Here is a 14,330-nt window from a genome sequence, read left to right as displayed (position 1 = left end):
CTTGAGTTTATGTTCTGGAATGAATACGAAAAAGATTTAAGGATATATCGATGAAAATAATTAGAGTTGGCATGCTTGTGGGGCTTTTAGTCTTCACCCAATTACTTAGTGCTAAGCAAGTACCGGTAGAAGTGTTTAGTGCTGGGGTTCAATATTCCCAAGTGAAAATATCACCTGATGGCAACTATCTTAGCTTTACCTCAAAAGTAGAAGGTAGAAACAGTCTTGTCGTTTTAAGGCTAGACAATAATAAAATCGAAAATGTTGTTAGGTTTCCTGGCAACGCGGAAGTTGGTAACTATAACTGGGTTAATAATGAGCGCCTAGTGCTACAAAAGCTATATTTACGGGCTTGGAGCGACCACCCTGAATACCATGGTGAGCTGTTTGGTATTGATGCTGATGGCTCGAATGGTAAGTATCTGGTTGGCTATCAAGGAGAAATGCAAACAGGTTCGCGTATAAAAAAAGCCACTCCTGTAAACGGCATATCTTATGTTTTGGATCCGCTCATTGGTGAGGAGCGGTATATGTTGGTGTACACCATTCCTTGGAACGGAGGTAAGGATGCTCATACAGTTGTCTACAGGGTCGATGTAAATAGAGGGACGAGAAGAAAAGTAGCCGGTTCGCCCTCAGCTATGGCTAGCTTTTTAACTGATAATCAAGGCAAGGTTAGAGTGTCCTTATCAACTGATGATTATATCGACCAAACGATTCATATTCGAGATAAGGTTAATGCTGATTGGCAAGAGTTTAATGTTTTGGAAAACCTGACTGATATTAGGTTGCATACTTTCGATCGCAGCGGTGAAAAGGTCTACATTACAGCTTCTCAAGCGGGTGAAGCCGAAGGCGTATTTGAGCTGAATTTAAAAACTGGACAAACCGAGAAGTTGCTGCAAGATAAAATTGTCTCTCCAAAAAAACTTTGGGTCGACAAAACAAACCACGAGCTATTTGCTGTGGAGTTGGAGCCCGGATATCCCACCTATGCGTTTATAGATAATGATGCAAAAATGACAAAGCGGCTAAAAAGCCTAATTAATGCTTTGTCTGGTGAGCAAATACAACTTTTAAGCACGACACAAGATGGCAGTAAATCAGTGATTCTGGCCTCCAGTGATACTAACCCCGGCTCGTATTACATTTACGATGACACTGAAAAGAAATTGCAATTTTTATTTCATGCAATGCAAGGGGTTGATGGGAAATACATGGCTTCAACAAAACCCATTTCCTTTCAAGCTAGAGATGGATTAACCATACATGGGTACTTAACTCTTCCGCAAAACCGAGAAGCGAAAAACCTTCCGCTGGTGGTTATGCCTCACGGTGGCCCTCACGGTCCTCGAGATTGGTGGGGGTTCGATCCTGATGCACAGCTACTCGCAAATAGAGGTATAGCGGTGTTAAAAGTTAACTTTAGAGGTTCAGGTGGATACGGGCGCAGCTTTGAGCACGCTGGCCATAAAAAGTGGGGAGCTGAAATTCAATATGACATCATTGATGCAACCAAGCATGTTGTAGCGCAGGGCTTTGCCGACCCTAACAATATCTGCATCATGGGCGCAAGCTTCGGTGGTTACTCAGCACTCCAAAGCTCGATAATTGAACCCGATCTGTTTAAGTGCGCCATAGGTGTAGTGGGAGTTTATGACTTACCCCTGATGTTTGAAGAAGGGGATGTCGCAGACCGCAAGCGAGGGCAGCGCTACTTAACGCAAGTCTTAGGTAAGGATCAACAACAGCTAAAAGCTTTCTCTCCTGTATTTCATATCGATAAGCTAAAGGCGCCAGTCTTAGTGGTACATGGGGGAGACGATCAACGAGCACCTATCGAGCAGGCTGAATCGCTAATTAGCTCCCTTAAAGAGGCAAATCACCCCTATGAATATATGTTGTTAGAGAACGAGGGTCATGGATTTTATAAGCCGAAACACCGAACTGAATATTATGAAAGAGTGCTGGCTTTTTTACAGCAACACTTAACCCTTTGACTACAATAAGCGCTGAGGTGTGCTCCGCCTTGGCGCTAGCATATTACTAATTTAACTTCTTTGCGGCGGCAGCAACCGATTTGCTATGCTGTATTAGAAATCATGCTGTCACAAGCTGAGGCTGGCCTAAATTGCATAGTATTTAAGGAGCACTGATGCCTTCATTATCGCAAGACACATTAAAGATCGCTCTAATTCAAAGTGATATTGCTTGGCTCCAAGTTGAGCAAAACCTCTCACATTTTGCTAAGCAACTAAGCTCTCTAAGTGGCTTTGATTTGATTTTACTGCCAGAGACGTTTGCAACTGGCTTTGCCGTTGAGTGTGATATTAAAGAACCGCATCAGGGGCCAATTTTTCAGTGGTTAGCAGGGCAAGCACAAGCGCTTAACAGTGTTGTTGGCGGTTCTGTGTTGGTTTCGCATAAAGGGAAAAAATTTAACCGTTTCTATTGCTGTTGGCCCAATCAAGAGTTTGTCGTTTATGACAAACGTCACTTATTTTGTCTTGGAAAAGAGGGGGACTTCATTGACCCTGGAGCGTCGAGAACGTTATTCAATATCAAGGGGTTTAGCTTTTTACCGCAAGTTTGCTATGACTTAAGGTTCCCTGTATTCCAACGAAACCAAGGCGACTATGACGTAATGATAAACATTGCCAACTGGCCTGCAGCAAGGCGCTCTCACTGGGATACTCTGTTGGCCGCTCGGGCGATAGAGAATCAGAGTTATGTACTGGCGGTGAACCGTATTGGCACCGACGGTAATGGCATCGCTCACGATGGTGGAACCCAAGCGTTCGATTACAAGGGCAAGCGCATTACTCAGGTAGCCGATCATCAACAAGGGGTATGCACCATAACTCTACATAAAAAAGAGCTGCAAAGTTACCGGCACAAGTTTCCCGCTCACCGCGATGCTGATCCCTTCACCCTTGGCTAGTATTCAGTGTTGGCGCTAGGAGGCGTTAAATTGATGTACCAGCAGTTCCGTTTTAGTGGCGCTAACCGAGCCATCGAGGTTGAAGTAGCTTAATTGCGCTTGCATCGCTTTAGCTTGATCTGCCATTTGCTTAGCGGCCGCCATGGTTTCTTCGGTAATGGCCGAGTTCTCTTGGATAAGATCGGTGAGTCGCTGTACCACAATATCAACTTCTTTTATGGCCTGTTGTTGCATGGAAGTAGAGTCATTAATTTTGACAATATTGTGATTCACATCGCTAACGGCTTGCATGATCTGCTGTAATTTTGCGCCAGAGTCATTGGCAAGTTCAGTGCCTTGCTCTACCTTAGCGTTGCTATTGCCAATAATGTCTTTGATTTGTTTGGCCGAAGTGGCGCTGCGCCCTGCAAGCTCGCGGACCTCGTTGGCAACCACGGCAAAACCACGGCCATTTTCTCCTGCACGAGCCGCTTCTACTGCGGCATTCAGTGCCAATAAGTTAGTTTGAAAAGCCAGGCCATCAATCACCGAGACAATTTCATTGATGTCTTTGCTGGCTTTATTGACTTCACCAATGGCTGCCACTGTTTGCTCAGAGAGTTGACCCCCTTCTTTGGCAATGCTTTCCGTGTTGTGTGCCAAGCCTACCGCATCACTGGCTTGGTTCGAGACTTTGGTCAATTCTTCAAGCATATTGGCGGTGCTGGCGCTAGCTTCTTCTAAATTGGCGGCCTGCTCTTCAGTGCGCTGGCTTATTTCGGTATTGCTAGCCGCGATTTCACCGGCACTTTGTGAAACATAGTTGGCAGCACTTTGGATCCCTTGGATAACCTCTGTCAGCTTGTCTATGGTGGCGTTGGTGTCATTTTTAAGTGCGGCAAATACCCCGGAATATTGCCCTTCAACGTGACGACTCAGATCGCCCAAGGCGATGGCACTAAGCACGTTACTGACCTCACTGATGGCTGTGGCAACTTGCCGAGTTGAATCATTGACGTCGAGCTTGAGTTGCAATAATTGGCCTTGCAACTCCAGCTCGATGGTGTGCTCAAAGTCCCCTTCAGACATCGCCGACATAACATTTCCGAGTTCGGCAATGACTTGTTCTAGGTTATTGACTGAGCGGTTAATATCAACTTTTAAGCTGTTCAGCTGCCCCGCCATATTAGACTCGATAACCCGGTCAAAACGACCATGACTGATGGCCATCATAACGCTCGAAATTTCTGAAATGGCACCATCCACGGCGGCTATAGAAACATTAATATTATCTCTGAGTTGTGCCAATTGACCGTTGGCTGTGGTGGTTATTTGCTGTTTAAAATCGCCGTCACTGACCGCGGCCATGACCGTGCCAATGTCTTGCATAACATTATCTAAATTCGCCATACTGGAGTTGATATCTTGTTTTAACTCATCCAGTTGGCCGCTCAGTGGGGCATCGAGTTGCGCCGCAAAGTCGCCTTGGCGCAGGGCCGCCATAACTTCACTGATGCCATCAATTGCTAGGCTTAGGCCAGCAACGGAATTATTTACTGCGTCTTTTAATTGCGCGAGCTTCCCTTGCGCGGCGACACTCACTTGCTCTTTAAAGTTGCCTTGCTCGACGTTATTCATCACATGCACTATGCCATTCATGGTGGCATCGAGAGAGCCTAGCGATTGATTAAGGTTGTTTTTCAAGTCGTCAAGGTCGCCCGACATGGCCACGTCAAGGCGGGTATCAAAGCGGCCACTGGCCATATCGAGCGAGATTTGATTGAGCCCAGCAATGGCTTTACTCAGGGTGCTGGCACAGTGGTTTGTGGATTGTTTTAGGGTATCTAGCTCTCCGCGACAAGAGACATTAATGCGGTCATCAAACTTACCCGCTGCCATTTTATCCATCACCCGGTTGGTTTCACTTAAGGATTGCTGCAGAGCCTCGAGCAGTGAATTAAATGCTGCAGCACTGTTGCCTATTTCATCGTGGTTATGAACCGGTGCTCGCAAGCTGAAGTCACCTCTTTGCTCCACCGCCTGCATGGTGTTAACCAATTGAATAACAGGCTTACTTAAGGTCTTGGAAAACCAAAAAGCAATAGCACACACCACAATGGCCGCAGCCACTAATACCACAATTAGGTATTGAGATAGTGCCGCCACAGAGGCAAAGGCTTCAGCTTCGTCGATTTCGGCGACCAATGCCCAGTATTTATCAAAAACGCGGACAGGGGTATAGGCGGACAAGACTTGAGCACCATTGTAATCGGCAATAATTTGTTGCCCTGAGCGCTGAGCTAACGCTTCATTGACCGCGAGTGTGTCGACTTCACCTTGTTGTGGGTTTTTAAAAGAGTTAACCACTGAGCGTTGTTGTGGGTCTAAAAAGGAGTCGGAGCGCATCAATTTATCGGGCCCAACTAGGTAGGTTTCACCACTGTCTCCTAGCCCTTCGCGCTCGGTCATAATGGCATTAATGGCATCAATTGAGAGCTGCACTGCAATGATGGCAACCACTTCGCCATTATTGACGATGGGTTTGCCGATAAAACTGGCTGGCGCGTTGTACGAGGGCAGGTATTGTTGATAGTCAGCAAATCCAGTAACCGTGGCATCCGTTTGTGATTTAAGTTGTTGGTAAAGGGACGCTAAATTACTGTCAGCAAAAGGCCCCGTTGCCAAAGAAGTGGCAAAGTCCACCTCTTTGTAAACCGAGTAAACGATATTTCCTGACTGGCTATCAATAATAAAAATATCATAAAAATCATAGGTTTTAGCCATGTTAACAAAGTAGTTATGATAGCTCTGGTGGGCTAAATCATAATTATCAAAATGGCCTGTTTCGAGATACTGATGCTTTTCGCCAATCGGATAGGGACTATTGGCTAAATAGCGGTTTTGTAGGGCTGTGGCACTGCCAGACAAGGCAGTGAGTAGGTTATCTGTGTCGATACTATTTTGATTTTCGGCGTTAAACTTTGGCGTAAAAGTCTCACGGTAATAGCGTGCTAGCGATTGTGAGTTTGGCTCTGGCGTCACCTCGGCAAAACTATCGATAAATTCTGCCGCAATCATTGGCAACATTGGATTTTGGGTCAATGCAGTGAGGTTGTTTTCAACGCCTTGAAAGTAGCGTTGCACCGCACTTTTTTTTACTTCGCTGATGCTACCAAGTTGAGAATATATTTGCTGACTCATGGCATTTGAGGCGGTGTTGATAGCAATGGCAATCAGCACCACTAAGGGCACCATAGCAACCAGTAAAAAAGCACTGATCAATTTTTTGGAAAGATTAAGAGAATTAAAAAAACGCGTGATAAAAGACATAACCATTTTCCCTGTTACTGCGACGTATCCATAACAGCATAGAACACTAACGGTTAAAATCTAGTCAAAATAAAAAGCCCAGCGAATATTTTCGCTGGGCTTGTAAAGCTAATTATCCAATGGGATTAATTAGTGTTTCCAATGATATTTGTGCGCCTTTTCTTCCATGTATGCTTCTGTTGCTGAATGCATCGGTGTTTTATTACCATTTTCAAAGAAGAATGGCTGGCGTTTACGGTCGTAGTTGCCCACTTCATTCATGGTAGCTGCGTCATAAACACGGCCATTAAGCACGGTGTAAGCGACTTTTTCTGACTCGCGAATATCATTTAATACGTCACCATCAATAATCACTAAGTCAGCCAACTTACCTTTTTCGATAGTACCAATATCGTGGTCCATGGCCAGATATTTGGCGCCATCAATGGTACCGCTGCGCAGTGCTTCCCAGGGGGTAAAGCCGCCTTGTGCCATTGACCACAGCTCCCAGTGCGCACCCAAGCCTTCACGCTGACCATGGGCACCAATATGAACCGTTACGCCTTTATCGCGCAATTGCTTCGCCGATTTTGCCGCGTTGATGTGATTGTAGTGGTGCTCAGGTGCCTTCTCACGACGAATAGAACGCGGGTTTAGAATGTAATCTGGAACAAAGCTGGTTAAGCGCTCGTTTTTCCATACTTCGGTGGTGTCATAGAAGTAGTCTTCGCCTTTAATGCCGCCATAGGCAACATTAAACGTTGGCGTAAAGCCTGCTTTTGTCTGGCTCCACATTTGTACCACGTCCGAGTAAATATTTGGGATCGGTAGCGCGTGCTCTAAGCCGGTATGACCATCGATGATCATATTCATGTTTTGCTGGAACTTCGAGCCGCCCTCTGGTACTACCATGATCTCCATCTCTTTCGCCGCTTCTAGCACCTGCTGACGGGTATCACGGCGAGGGTGGTTATAACTTTTAACTGAGATTGCGCCTGCGTCCTTTAGACGTTTTACATGGAATTGGGCATCTTCTAGGTTATTGATTGGAGTTTTATAACCCGGTGCATTACCGGCATATAAAATACGTCCCACCGAGTAGATACGCGGTGCAACGGTTAATCCAGCACGCTGTAACTCGGCCATAGAGAAGACTTCGTTAGAGTCATTCGATGGATCGTGAATGGTAGTCACACCAAAGCTGACATTGGAGAACTGGTTCCAGTTTTGCTCTGGTTGTAGATTACGGCTACCATAGCTGCCATGGGCGTGAGCATCAACAAGGCCAGGGATCACTGTTTTGCCTGTAATATCCATGACGTTTGCTGTGCTTGGGATCTCGACGTCACTGCGGGTGCCAACTGCAACAATGCGGTTTTCTTTGATTAATACCACACCATCGTTAATGATTTCCTGCTCTTCTTCGGCATTACGCATGGTAACCACTTTACCGCCGACCAGTGCAATCATGCCTTCTGGCTTGTCGGCGTCTTGTTCGAAGCTAAGATCGATACCTTTAGCAGTTAACTCATCCACGTCATCTGCCGCACCTTCTAAGAAAGCGAACGTATCCGTTAGTTTGCGCTGATAAAGGGTTGGACCAAACGCCCAAGTTAAGGCGCTGCTGTCGGCTTTCCAGTTTAAGAAGTCGCCTGAATATTTCGACACTTGCTTGACTGGGAAGGACTTGCTGCCTTTGTTAATCGACAAGGTTTTACCGGTGCTGGTAAAGGGTGCAACAAAGGTGTTGAAGTTTTCGATAAAGGCAACGTAGTTACCATCTGGCGAAACGCGATAATCAAAGATGTACTCACCCTTAAAGTGTGAGCGCTCCTGTTGGCCATTAAGATCCACCGACTTCAATTCGCGGCTGGTGCTACTGCTCATGGTGCTAAAGTAAATGCGCTCTGAGTTGGCACCAAAGTGTGGGTTATCGCCATTTTTGATGATGCGTTTGGCTTCACCGCCTTTGGCACTGGTGATGTAGATCCCCGGTTCCATAGACCAGTCGCCACTAAGCAGGTAACCACCGGTGACCTTACGGTAGATCACGTTTTTGCCATCGGGTGAGAAGCTAGGGTTAATGTAATGACCCGGCTCGGCAGTAATGACGCGGCCTTCACCACCTTTGGCAGACACAATGCGCACGGCACCTAAGTCTTGATCATCCCAAGTGGTGTAAACGATGTGTTTGCCATCACGTGAAAAGCTAGGGTAGAACTCAAAGTGTTCGTTTTGCTCTGTGACACGTTTTACTTCACCAGAATCGATGTCTTTAACATATAAATAACCCAGAGCTTGGAAAAGGGCTGTGCTGCCGTCTGGTGATAACTGCGACCAGCGTGCCAGTTTTACTTTAAAGGTATCTGGAGCCACATCGACGGCAAACTTAAGCGCTGGAGTAATTTGCTTCTCTGCAACAACGCGAGTTGGAATAGCCGTGACTTGCTTGCTGGCAATGTCTACTTTGTGGAATGTACCATCGGCCCAAAATACCAGCGCTTTGCTATCTGGGGTATAAGCAAATGCTGGTGTGTTACCTTGCGCGCCATTGGCCTCTTGCAGGTCGCGGTCTAATCCCGCAAACACTTCGGTTTCAATGCCCGACTTTAAATCTTTGATATAAAGGGCGCTTTGCATTTCTTTGCCATTCTCGATGCGCTTAACGAATGCAATAGAGTCGCCATCAGGACTTGGTGTTGGGCGAATTGCACCACCTGAGCCGCGGATCACGGTTTCTTCTTCACCAGTGGCTAAGTCCCAAGCGCGGATCTCAAATACCGATTCCATGGCGTTTTTGTTGTATTCCCAACGTACGCCTGGAGTGGCATCTACTGAGTAATAAATTTTTGTGCCGTCGGTGGAAAAGGCCGGCTCTGCGATATTTTTCTGTGATTTAGCGCCATGTAAACGCTCGCGTACCAATACGCCTTTACCACCTGAAATGTGGTACATGCGAATAGAGCCACCAGGAATAGTACGACCGGTTACTTGCCCTTGTTTAACGGCAATATACTGACCGTCTGGAGACCAAGCTGGGTTGTGTAGCAAGTTATGGGTTTCGTCAGAAACCTTGCGCATATTGCTGCCATCGACATCCATAACCCACAGGTTTTCAGCGCCTTCACGGTCAGAAATAAAGGCAATTTTAGAGCCATCTGGAGAAAACTTTGGTTGGAAATTCCATGCTCTGTCGTTGGTGAGTGCTGTTGCTTTACCACCAGAGATAGGCATGACATATAAGTCGCCCAACATGTCAAAAATGATGTGTTTGCCATCTGGACTAACATCGAGGTTACTCCAGGTGGTTTCATTGGTGTCGATGGTGATCGTTTGTTTCTCACCCGGCGGGTTGAGTACGTCCCAACCCTGCTCAGATTGCTCTTCAACTTGTGTATTAGCTGCGGCTTCTGTGGCCATGGTTGGCTGGGTAAAGCCAAGTACGGCGGCACCAATAGCAGCGGCCAAAGGTGATTTCAAAAAAGACATAGGTGTTCCTTTATTTTATAGTTTTATAGCAAGTTATTTATCTCATTCGACTTAATGTGAGGAGATTAACCTGGCGCCATCGAGATGGTTGTCTCGCCGCACAAAAGGCTCCTCAGTTAAGCACTATGGTTTACTAACTTGGTATGCAAAATCTTCAATAGGGTTCGTATTTCGCATCAGTATGGGAAGTTGATCCCAGGTTACTTTAGTACGCAGAAATACGGCCTTGAGCTCAGCAATTTTGCCAGCATGAACAAGTTTTTTGCCGTTGTCGAATAAGTCGCGATTAATGACTATTGCGCGGCCTCCTTACGAACATACTGCAAATAGGCATTGAGGCTTTGTTGCCAGAGTTGCAGTGCTTGGCTTAACTCATCGTGGCAGGGCTTATTATCCAATAAGCGTCGCTCTGCCGTTTTTAACAGGGTGCCAAAACGGTTGAAGCCGAGCTGTAAGGCGGTACTCGCTAAGCGATGCAGTTGTCGAATACTCTGCTCAGGATCTTGCTCTAGTTGTTGTTGAATGTGGTTGAGTTTATTCCGTGCAGACAACACAAACTCATTGTAAATCGACGAGATCTCATCATCACTAAAGCTACTGGTGAGCGCATTCACCGCGGTTTCGTCATACAGGCTATCGGGAAGCGCAGTGGTAATAGATGCTTTCTTCGGCAGTTGCGACTCACTTAGTGCTTGGCGTAACTTTTCTTGCTTAATGGGTTTACCGACAATGTCACGGATCCCAAGGGCTAAGTATTCTTTCACTTCGTCTGGGCTGAGGCTTGCGGTAAATGCTAAAAACGGCGTCCGCTTATTTTTATGTTCTTCATTTTGCAACTGGGTTAACACTTCTTGCCCTGAAAAGTCGGGTAGGTTCATGTCTAACAACACCACATCAAAGTGATGCTGCTTTAACATCGCAATGGCACTGCTGCCATCTTGTGCTAGTTTTACTTGGTGTTCGTCTGCCGCCATAAACTCAATAGCAATTTTTTGATTTAACTCTAAATCTTCAACCAGCAATACTTTTAGGCCAGTAACGCAGTTATCTCGCTGTGGGCGCTGTTCAACGAGGCTGAGCTCGCCAATATTGAGGGTTAAGTCAAAGTGAAAGGTGCTGCCTTTATTGATTTCACTGGCGATTTCCAGCTGGCTACCTAGGCGGTTGAGTAGGCGACTAGTAATGGCCAGACCCAGGCCTGTGCCGCCTTTTACCTTACCTGCACTGCTTTGGACATAAGGCTGGGTTAACTTATTGATGTCTTCTTGTTCAATGCCAGGGCCAGAATCACTGATACTGAAGCGCACTTGGTGCTCGATTTGGCGGTCTTGGAGAATTTCAACTTTCAGCTTAACCTCGCCTTTATCGGTGAACTTAATGGCATTTCCCACCAAGTTAATTAAAATTTGCCGTAACTTTTGTTGATCGCAGTAATAACACACCTGATCGGGAAGTTCATAGGTTAACTCAAACTTGAGCTTTTTTTGCTCTGCCAGCGGGCTTAATAGCAAACATAAGTTTTCCAACCAACTTTTTAGCTCAACGTCTTCTTCGTACAGTGCCTCATCGCTTTGCTCTAAGCTGGCGTATTCCAAAACTTTGTCGATCAACAAATTGAGTGACTCGGCAGAATGGACAATGGCTTCACAATAGGCTTTATTGCGTTGGTCGTTGGTTCTCCCCAGCACAAGTTGGGCACTGCCAAGAATGCCATTAAGTGGGGTGCGGATCTCATGGCTAATGGTTGATAAAAACATGCCTCTGAGTTCAAGATCTTGCTGCGCTTTTAGTGCCAAGCGGTTGAGGTTTTGTTCGCGCTGCTCATTACATAACAAGGCCATGCCTGTGGCATAAAAAATAGGGGCCAGTACGCCGTTGAAAAACAAGGTAATAATAAACCAATTTTCTTGCAGCAGGGTAAGCTCCGAGACTTCACCCATTAACAGTGAGCGACCAGCAAAAATAGTAAAGATAACCAATAGGATAGTTATATATACAATGCTGCCATTGGGGTACTTATGCCGCGCAAAACGGGCAAAATAATAGAGTAATAAAGTGGCCTCTGCTAAATGCTGCAGATCAGACACTAAAATACGCTGACGCAGGCCTGAAGCAACCGTGCTGTAGTACACTAACAGCAGAAATAGCACCACGGTTACCAGCAAAAAAACCTTAAACTCCGACCCTTTTAACCCCAAGAACTGACGAATGGCAATACAATGAACGATGGAGGCGAAAAACAGTAAGCCGTTCGCCAAGGGGATTGTTTGCCAGTTATCGAAATAACTAAACAGCGCAAACGAAGCAATGGCAAAGAGTAATACCACGGGGTAGAAAACATACAATAGGGTGCCGGGAGTATTTTTATTGGCACGCCAGGTTAAAAAGTTAAGCAGTGCCATCATGGCCGTCATGACCAGGCTGGTAAGGTAAAGCGTTTTCGGATCCAGCATGAAGCAGTATGTTATTTATTAGTAGTGAGCGTTTAGCATAGAGGTAAAAGGAACAGCAGTAAAGTCGCTAAGGGGGAGCATGAGTACAGCCAAAGCTGTACTCACAAAGGTGCGATTAACGAATTTCGTCAGGAATATTTTGTTGTGCCCATGACAACAACTCAATGCGGTTGCGGCACTTGGTTTTTCTAAAGGCGCTATAAAGGTGCGTTTTAACCGTATGAGGACTAATATTTAACTCTTCGGCGATCTCTTTATTTTTCGCGCCTTTACTCATCAGGGCAATAATAGCCTTTTCACGTTTGGTGAGCTTAATTGGCTCGATATCGCCTTCGGTGAGTTTGTGTAAAGCATCTTGGTTAAACTGCAACATACGATTAAGTACGTTACACATTACGTCACGACGGTACCACAGCTGATTCTCTAGTAATAAGCGGATCCCTTTCATTAGCACGTCGGCATTGTCGGTGGTATAAAAAACGCCGCGAATGCCACTGAGCAGGGCACGGTTTGCCAGCTCGGGATTTTCGTCGAGATTAAATAAAACGATGTCACACTTAACTTCGAGATTAACCAATTGTTCTTTTAGTTTGTTCCAAGCGTCAGTGGCTGCTGTTTCGATAAAGAGCAAGCGAGTACCTTCCGGCACTTCGGTAATATCGGTACCTGTGGTTACGTCGAGTCCTTGAGTTTTTAGCAAGGGTTGCAAAACGTTAACACCAATGGTGTTAACCGGCTCTTTATCTAATAGCAAAAAAGCACTACTAGTCATTGTTGGATACACTCAATTTTTTCCAATTACTTAATGCTAACATGGGATTCAGACCTTTTGTATTAGAATTTTTATAACTGGTTAGACAAGTCCGTTATAAAGCAAAGCGAAATAATACAGCAAAAATATGGATAAAATATGTACCTGTATGTAATTGTATGAAACTACGTGGTTTTTACTATTATTGGTAAATATCTTATCCATTTACATAATTTAACAGTGAATATTTTAAACTGATACTTTTTTCGTATCTTGGTAAGGGGGCCAACCCAGAGGTTTACCTGCTAATACGTGCAAATGGATATGGTAAACCGTTTGCCCACCGTGTTCATTACAGTTCATCACCGCACGGTAGCCATCTTCAGCAAATCCGTGTTGCTCGGCAAGTTTGGCTGCAACCACGTATAAATGGCCGACTAAGGCGGCGTTGTCCTCATTGATGTCGTTGGCCGTGGCAATGGCCGTTTTTGGGATCACCAATACGTGAAAGGGAGCTTGTGGGTTAATGTCTTTAAATGCCAGTGCCTTGTCATCTTCATAAACGATGTCGGCTGGGATTTCTCGATTGATAATTTTGCTAAAAATAGTTTCAGAGCTCATGTAATTTCCTTACGGTAACTGATAGCAATGACGGATGAATGTCATAGCATAGCGGACTTTAATTCAGACACAATAGTTTCATGTTCTTTGAAAAATGCAGCGATTTTAGCGAGGATGGGATACATTAAGTGATAAATAAACAATCGCGAAGGAGTGAACCATGCCATTTTTAAGAACTTGGGGAATGCTGTTAATAGCCCTAATACCTGCTGCACATGCTGCACAGCTAAACTTTCCCGAAGAAATTATTCCCTTACAGGTAGGAGAGAAGACCATTGAGCACTCTTTTTTCTCCAAGGTCAGAGAAGTGCAGTTAGAGCCTGGGCAATATCAAGTTAAGATGCGCTACAGCGATCTGTATGAAGTGGGGTATGATGACCATGAAATTATCGAGTCAGAGCCTTTTTGGGCAACGGTTACGATTAGCCAGCAAGGCCAGTATCACATTGAGTTTAATCGGCCTAACAATGTGGTGGCAGCAAAGACCTTTGCTGAGCAACCACTGATCCAATTGCAAGCGCCGGATGAGTCGTTAGCCACGTCACTGGTGGTGAGCAAAACGGCGCCACAAATGAGCAACACTCAGCCAACCACATCGCCAGCAACGGCTGCGCAGCTCACAACTATGGCCTCAGAACCGAGCCAGTCAATGCCAGCTGCGCCCACTGCGGCGCACCCTGATGTGGTCGCCATGTTGCAATATTGGTGGCAACAAGCAACACCGGCGCAAAGAAAAGCGTTTTTAGCAGCAATAAAAGCGCAGTAAGGCATTTTATTGCTGCGGTAA

At 45.6% G+C, this 14,330-nt stretch carries 8 protein-coding genes; 3 read left to right on the top strand and 5 right to left on the bottom strand.

Features of this window, described 5'->3' with window-relative positions:
- Window positions 1-50: 50 nt before the first annotated feature.
- Together R3P39_RS12830 and R3P39_RS12825 are read left to right on the top strand one after the other, a co-directional pair.
- Entirely contained in the window at window positions 51-2,000 is a 1,950-nt protein-coding gene (locus R3P39_RS12830) for a S9 family peptidase (RefSeq protein ID WP_336567923.1), read from the top strand.
- Between the two features lie 155 nt (window positions 2,001-2,155).
- Window positions 2,156-2,941, top strand: a complete 786-nt coding sequence (locus R3P39_RS12825; RefSeq protein ID WP_336567922.1) for an amidohydrolase — start codon at window positions 2,156-2,158, stop codon at window positions 2,939-2,941.
- Window positions 2,942-2,956: 15 nt separating this feature from the next.
- Here the strand turns inward: R3P39_RS12825 and R3P39_RS12820 are convergent, their stop codons facing one another.
- The 5 genes from R3P39_RS12820 to R3P39_RS12800 all read right to left on the bottom strand — a co-directional run bounded on the left by R3P39_RS12820 (window position 2,957) and on the right by R3P39_RS12800 (window position 13,543).
- Window positions 2,957-6,250 (bottom strand): methyl-accepting chemotaxis protein, encoded by a 3,294-nt coding sequence (locus R3P39_RS12820; RefSeq protein ID WP_336567921.1) that lies wholly within the window; start codon window positions 6,248-6,250, stop codon window positions 2,957-2,959.
- A gap of 129 nt (window positions 6,251-6,379) precedes the next feature.
- Entirely contained in the window at window positions 6,380-9,718 is a 3,339-nt protein-coding gene (locus R3P39_RS12815; protein WP_336567920.1) for an amidohydrolase family protein, read from the bottom strand.
- A gap of 293 nt (window positions 9,719-10,011) precedes the next feature.
- The gene (locus R3P39_RS12810; RefSeq protein ID WP_336567919.1) at window positions 10,012-12,171 is read right to left on the bottom strand and encodes an ATP-binding protein; all 2,160 of its coding nucleotides are present in this window, start codon (window positions 12,169-12,171) and stop codon (window positions 10,012-10,014) included.
- Window positions 12,172-12,286: 115 nt separating this feature from the next.
- Complete coding sequence (locus R3P39_RS12805; RefSeq protein ID WP_336567918.1) at window positions 12,287-12,943, bottom strand: helix-turn-helix transcriptional regulator; 657 nt, start codon at window positions 12,941-12,943, stop codon at window positions 12,287-12,289.
- Window positions 12,944-13,171: 228 nt separating this feature from the next.
- Window positions 13,172-13,543 carry a histidine triad nucleotide-binding protein gene (locus R3P39_RS12800; RefSeq protein WP_336567916.1) on the bottom strand — a complete coding sequence of 124 codons (372 nt, stop codon included), beginning with the start codon at window positions 13,541-13,543 and terminating at the stop codon, window positions 13,172-13,174.
- 160 nt (window positions 13,544-13,703) lie between these two features.
- On the opposite strand from R3P39_RS12800, the gene R3P39_RS12795 reads away from it, so the two are divergent.
- The gene (locus R3P39_RS12795) at window positions 13,704-14,309 is read left to right on the top strand and encodes a DUF2057 domain-containing protein (protein WP_336567915.1); all 606 of its coding nucleotides are present in this window, start codon (window positions 13,704-13,706) and stop codon (window positions 14,307-14,309) included.
- Window positions 14,310-14,330 lie beyond the last annotated feature (21 nt).

Origin of the sequence: Pseudoalteromonas sp. UG3-2 (assembly GCF_037120705.1) — a bacterium.
GTDB lineage: Bacteria > Pseudomonadota > Gammaproteobacteria > Enterobacterales > Alteromonadaceae > Pseudoalteromonas.
The sequence above is the reverse complement of the archived record's forward strand: the minus strand, read 5'-3'. Positions and strand labels throughout refer to the sequence as shown.

Coding starts and splice junctions, on each gene's coding strand:
- R3P39_RS12795 (WP_336567915.1), top strand. CDS start 13,704: ATGCCATTTTTAAGAACTTGGGGAATGCTGTTAATAGCCCTAATACCT.
- R3P39_RS12815 (WP_336567920.1), bottom strand. CDS start 9,718: ATGTCTTTTTTGAAATCACCTTTGGCCGCTGCTATTGGTGCCGCCGTA.
- R3P39_RS12800 (WP_336567916.1), bottom strand. CDS start 13,543: ATGAGCTCTGAAACTATTTTTAGCAAAATTATCAATCGAGAAATCCCA.
- R3P39_RS12810 (WP_336567919.1), bottom strand. CDS start 12,171: ATGCTGGATCCGAAAACGCTTTACCTTACCAGCCTGGTCATGACGGCC.
- R3P39_RS12830 (WP_336567923.1), top strand. CDS start 51: ATGAAAATAATTAGAGTTGGCATGCTTGTGGGGCTTTTAGTCTTCACC.
- R3P39_RS12805 (WP_336567918.1), bottom strand. CDS start 12,943: ATGACTAGTAGTGCTTTTTTGCTATTAGATAAAGAGCCGGTTAACACC.
- R3P39_RS12820 (WP_336567921.1), bottom strand. CDS start 6,250: ATGTCTTTTATCACGCGTTTTTTTAATTCTCTTAATCTTTCCAAAAAA.
- R3P39_RS12825 (WP_336567922.1), top strand. CDS start 2,156: ATGCCTTCATTATCGCAAGACACATTAAAGATCGCTCTAATTCAAAGT.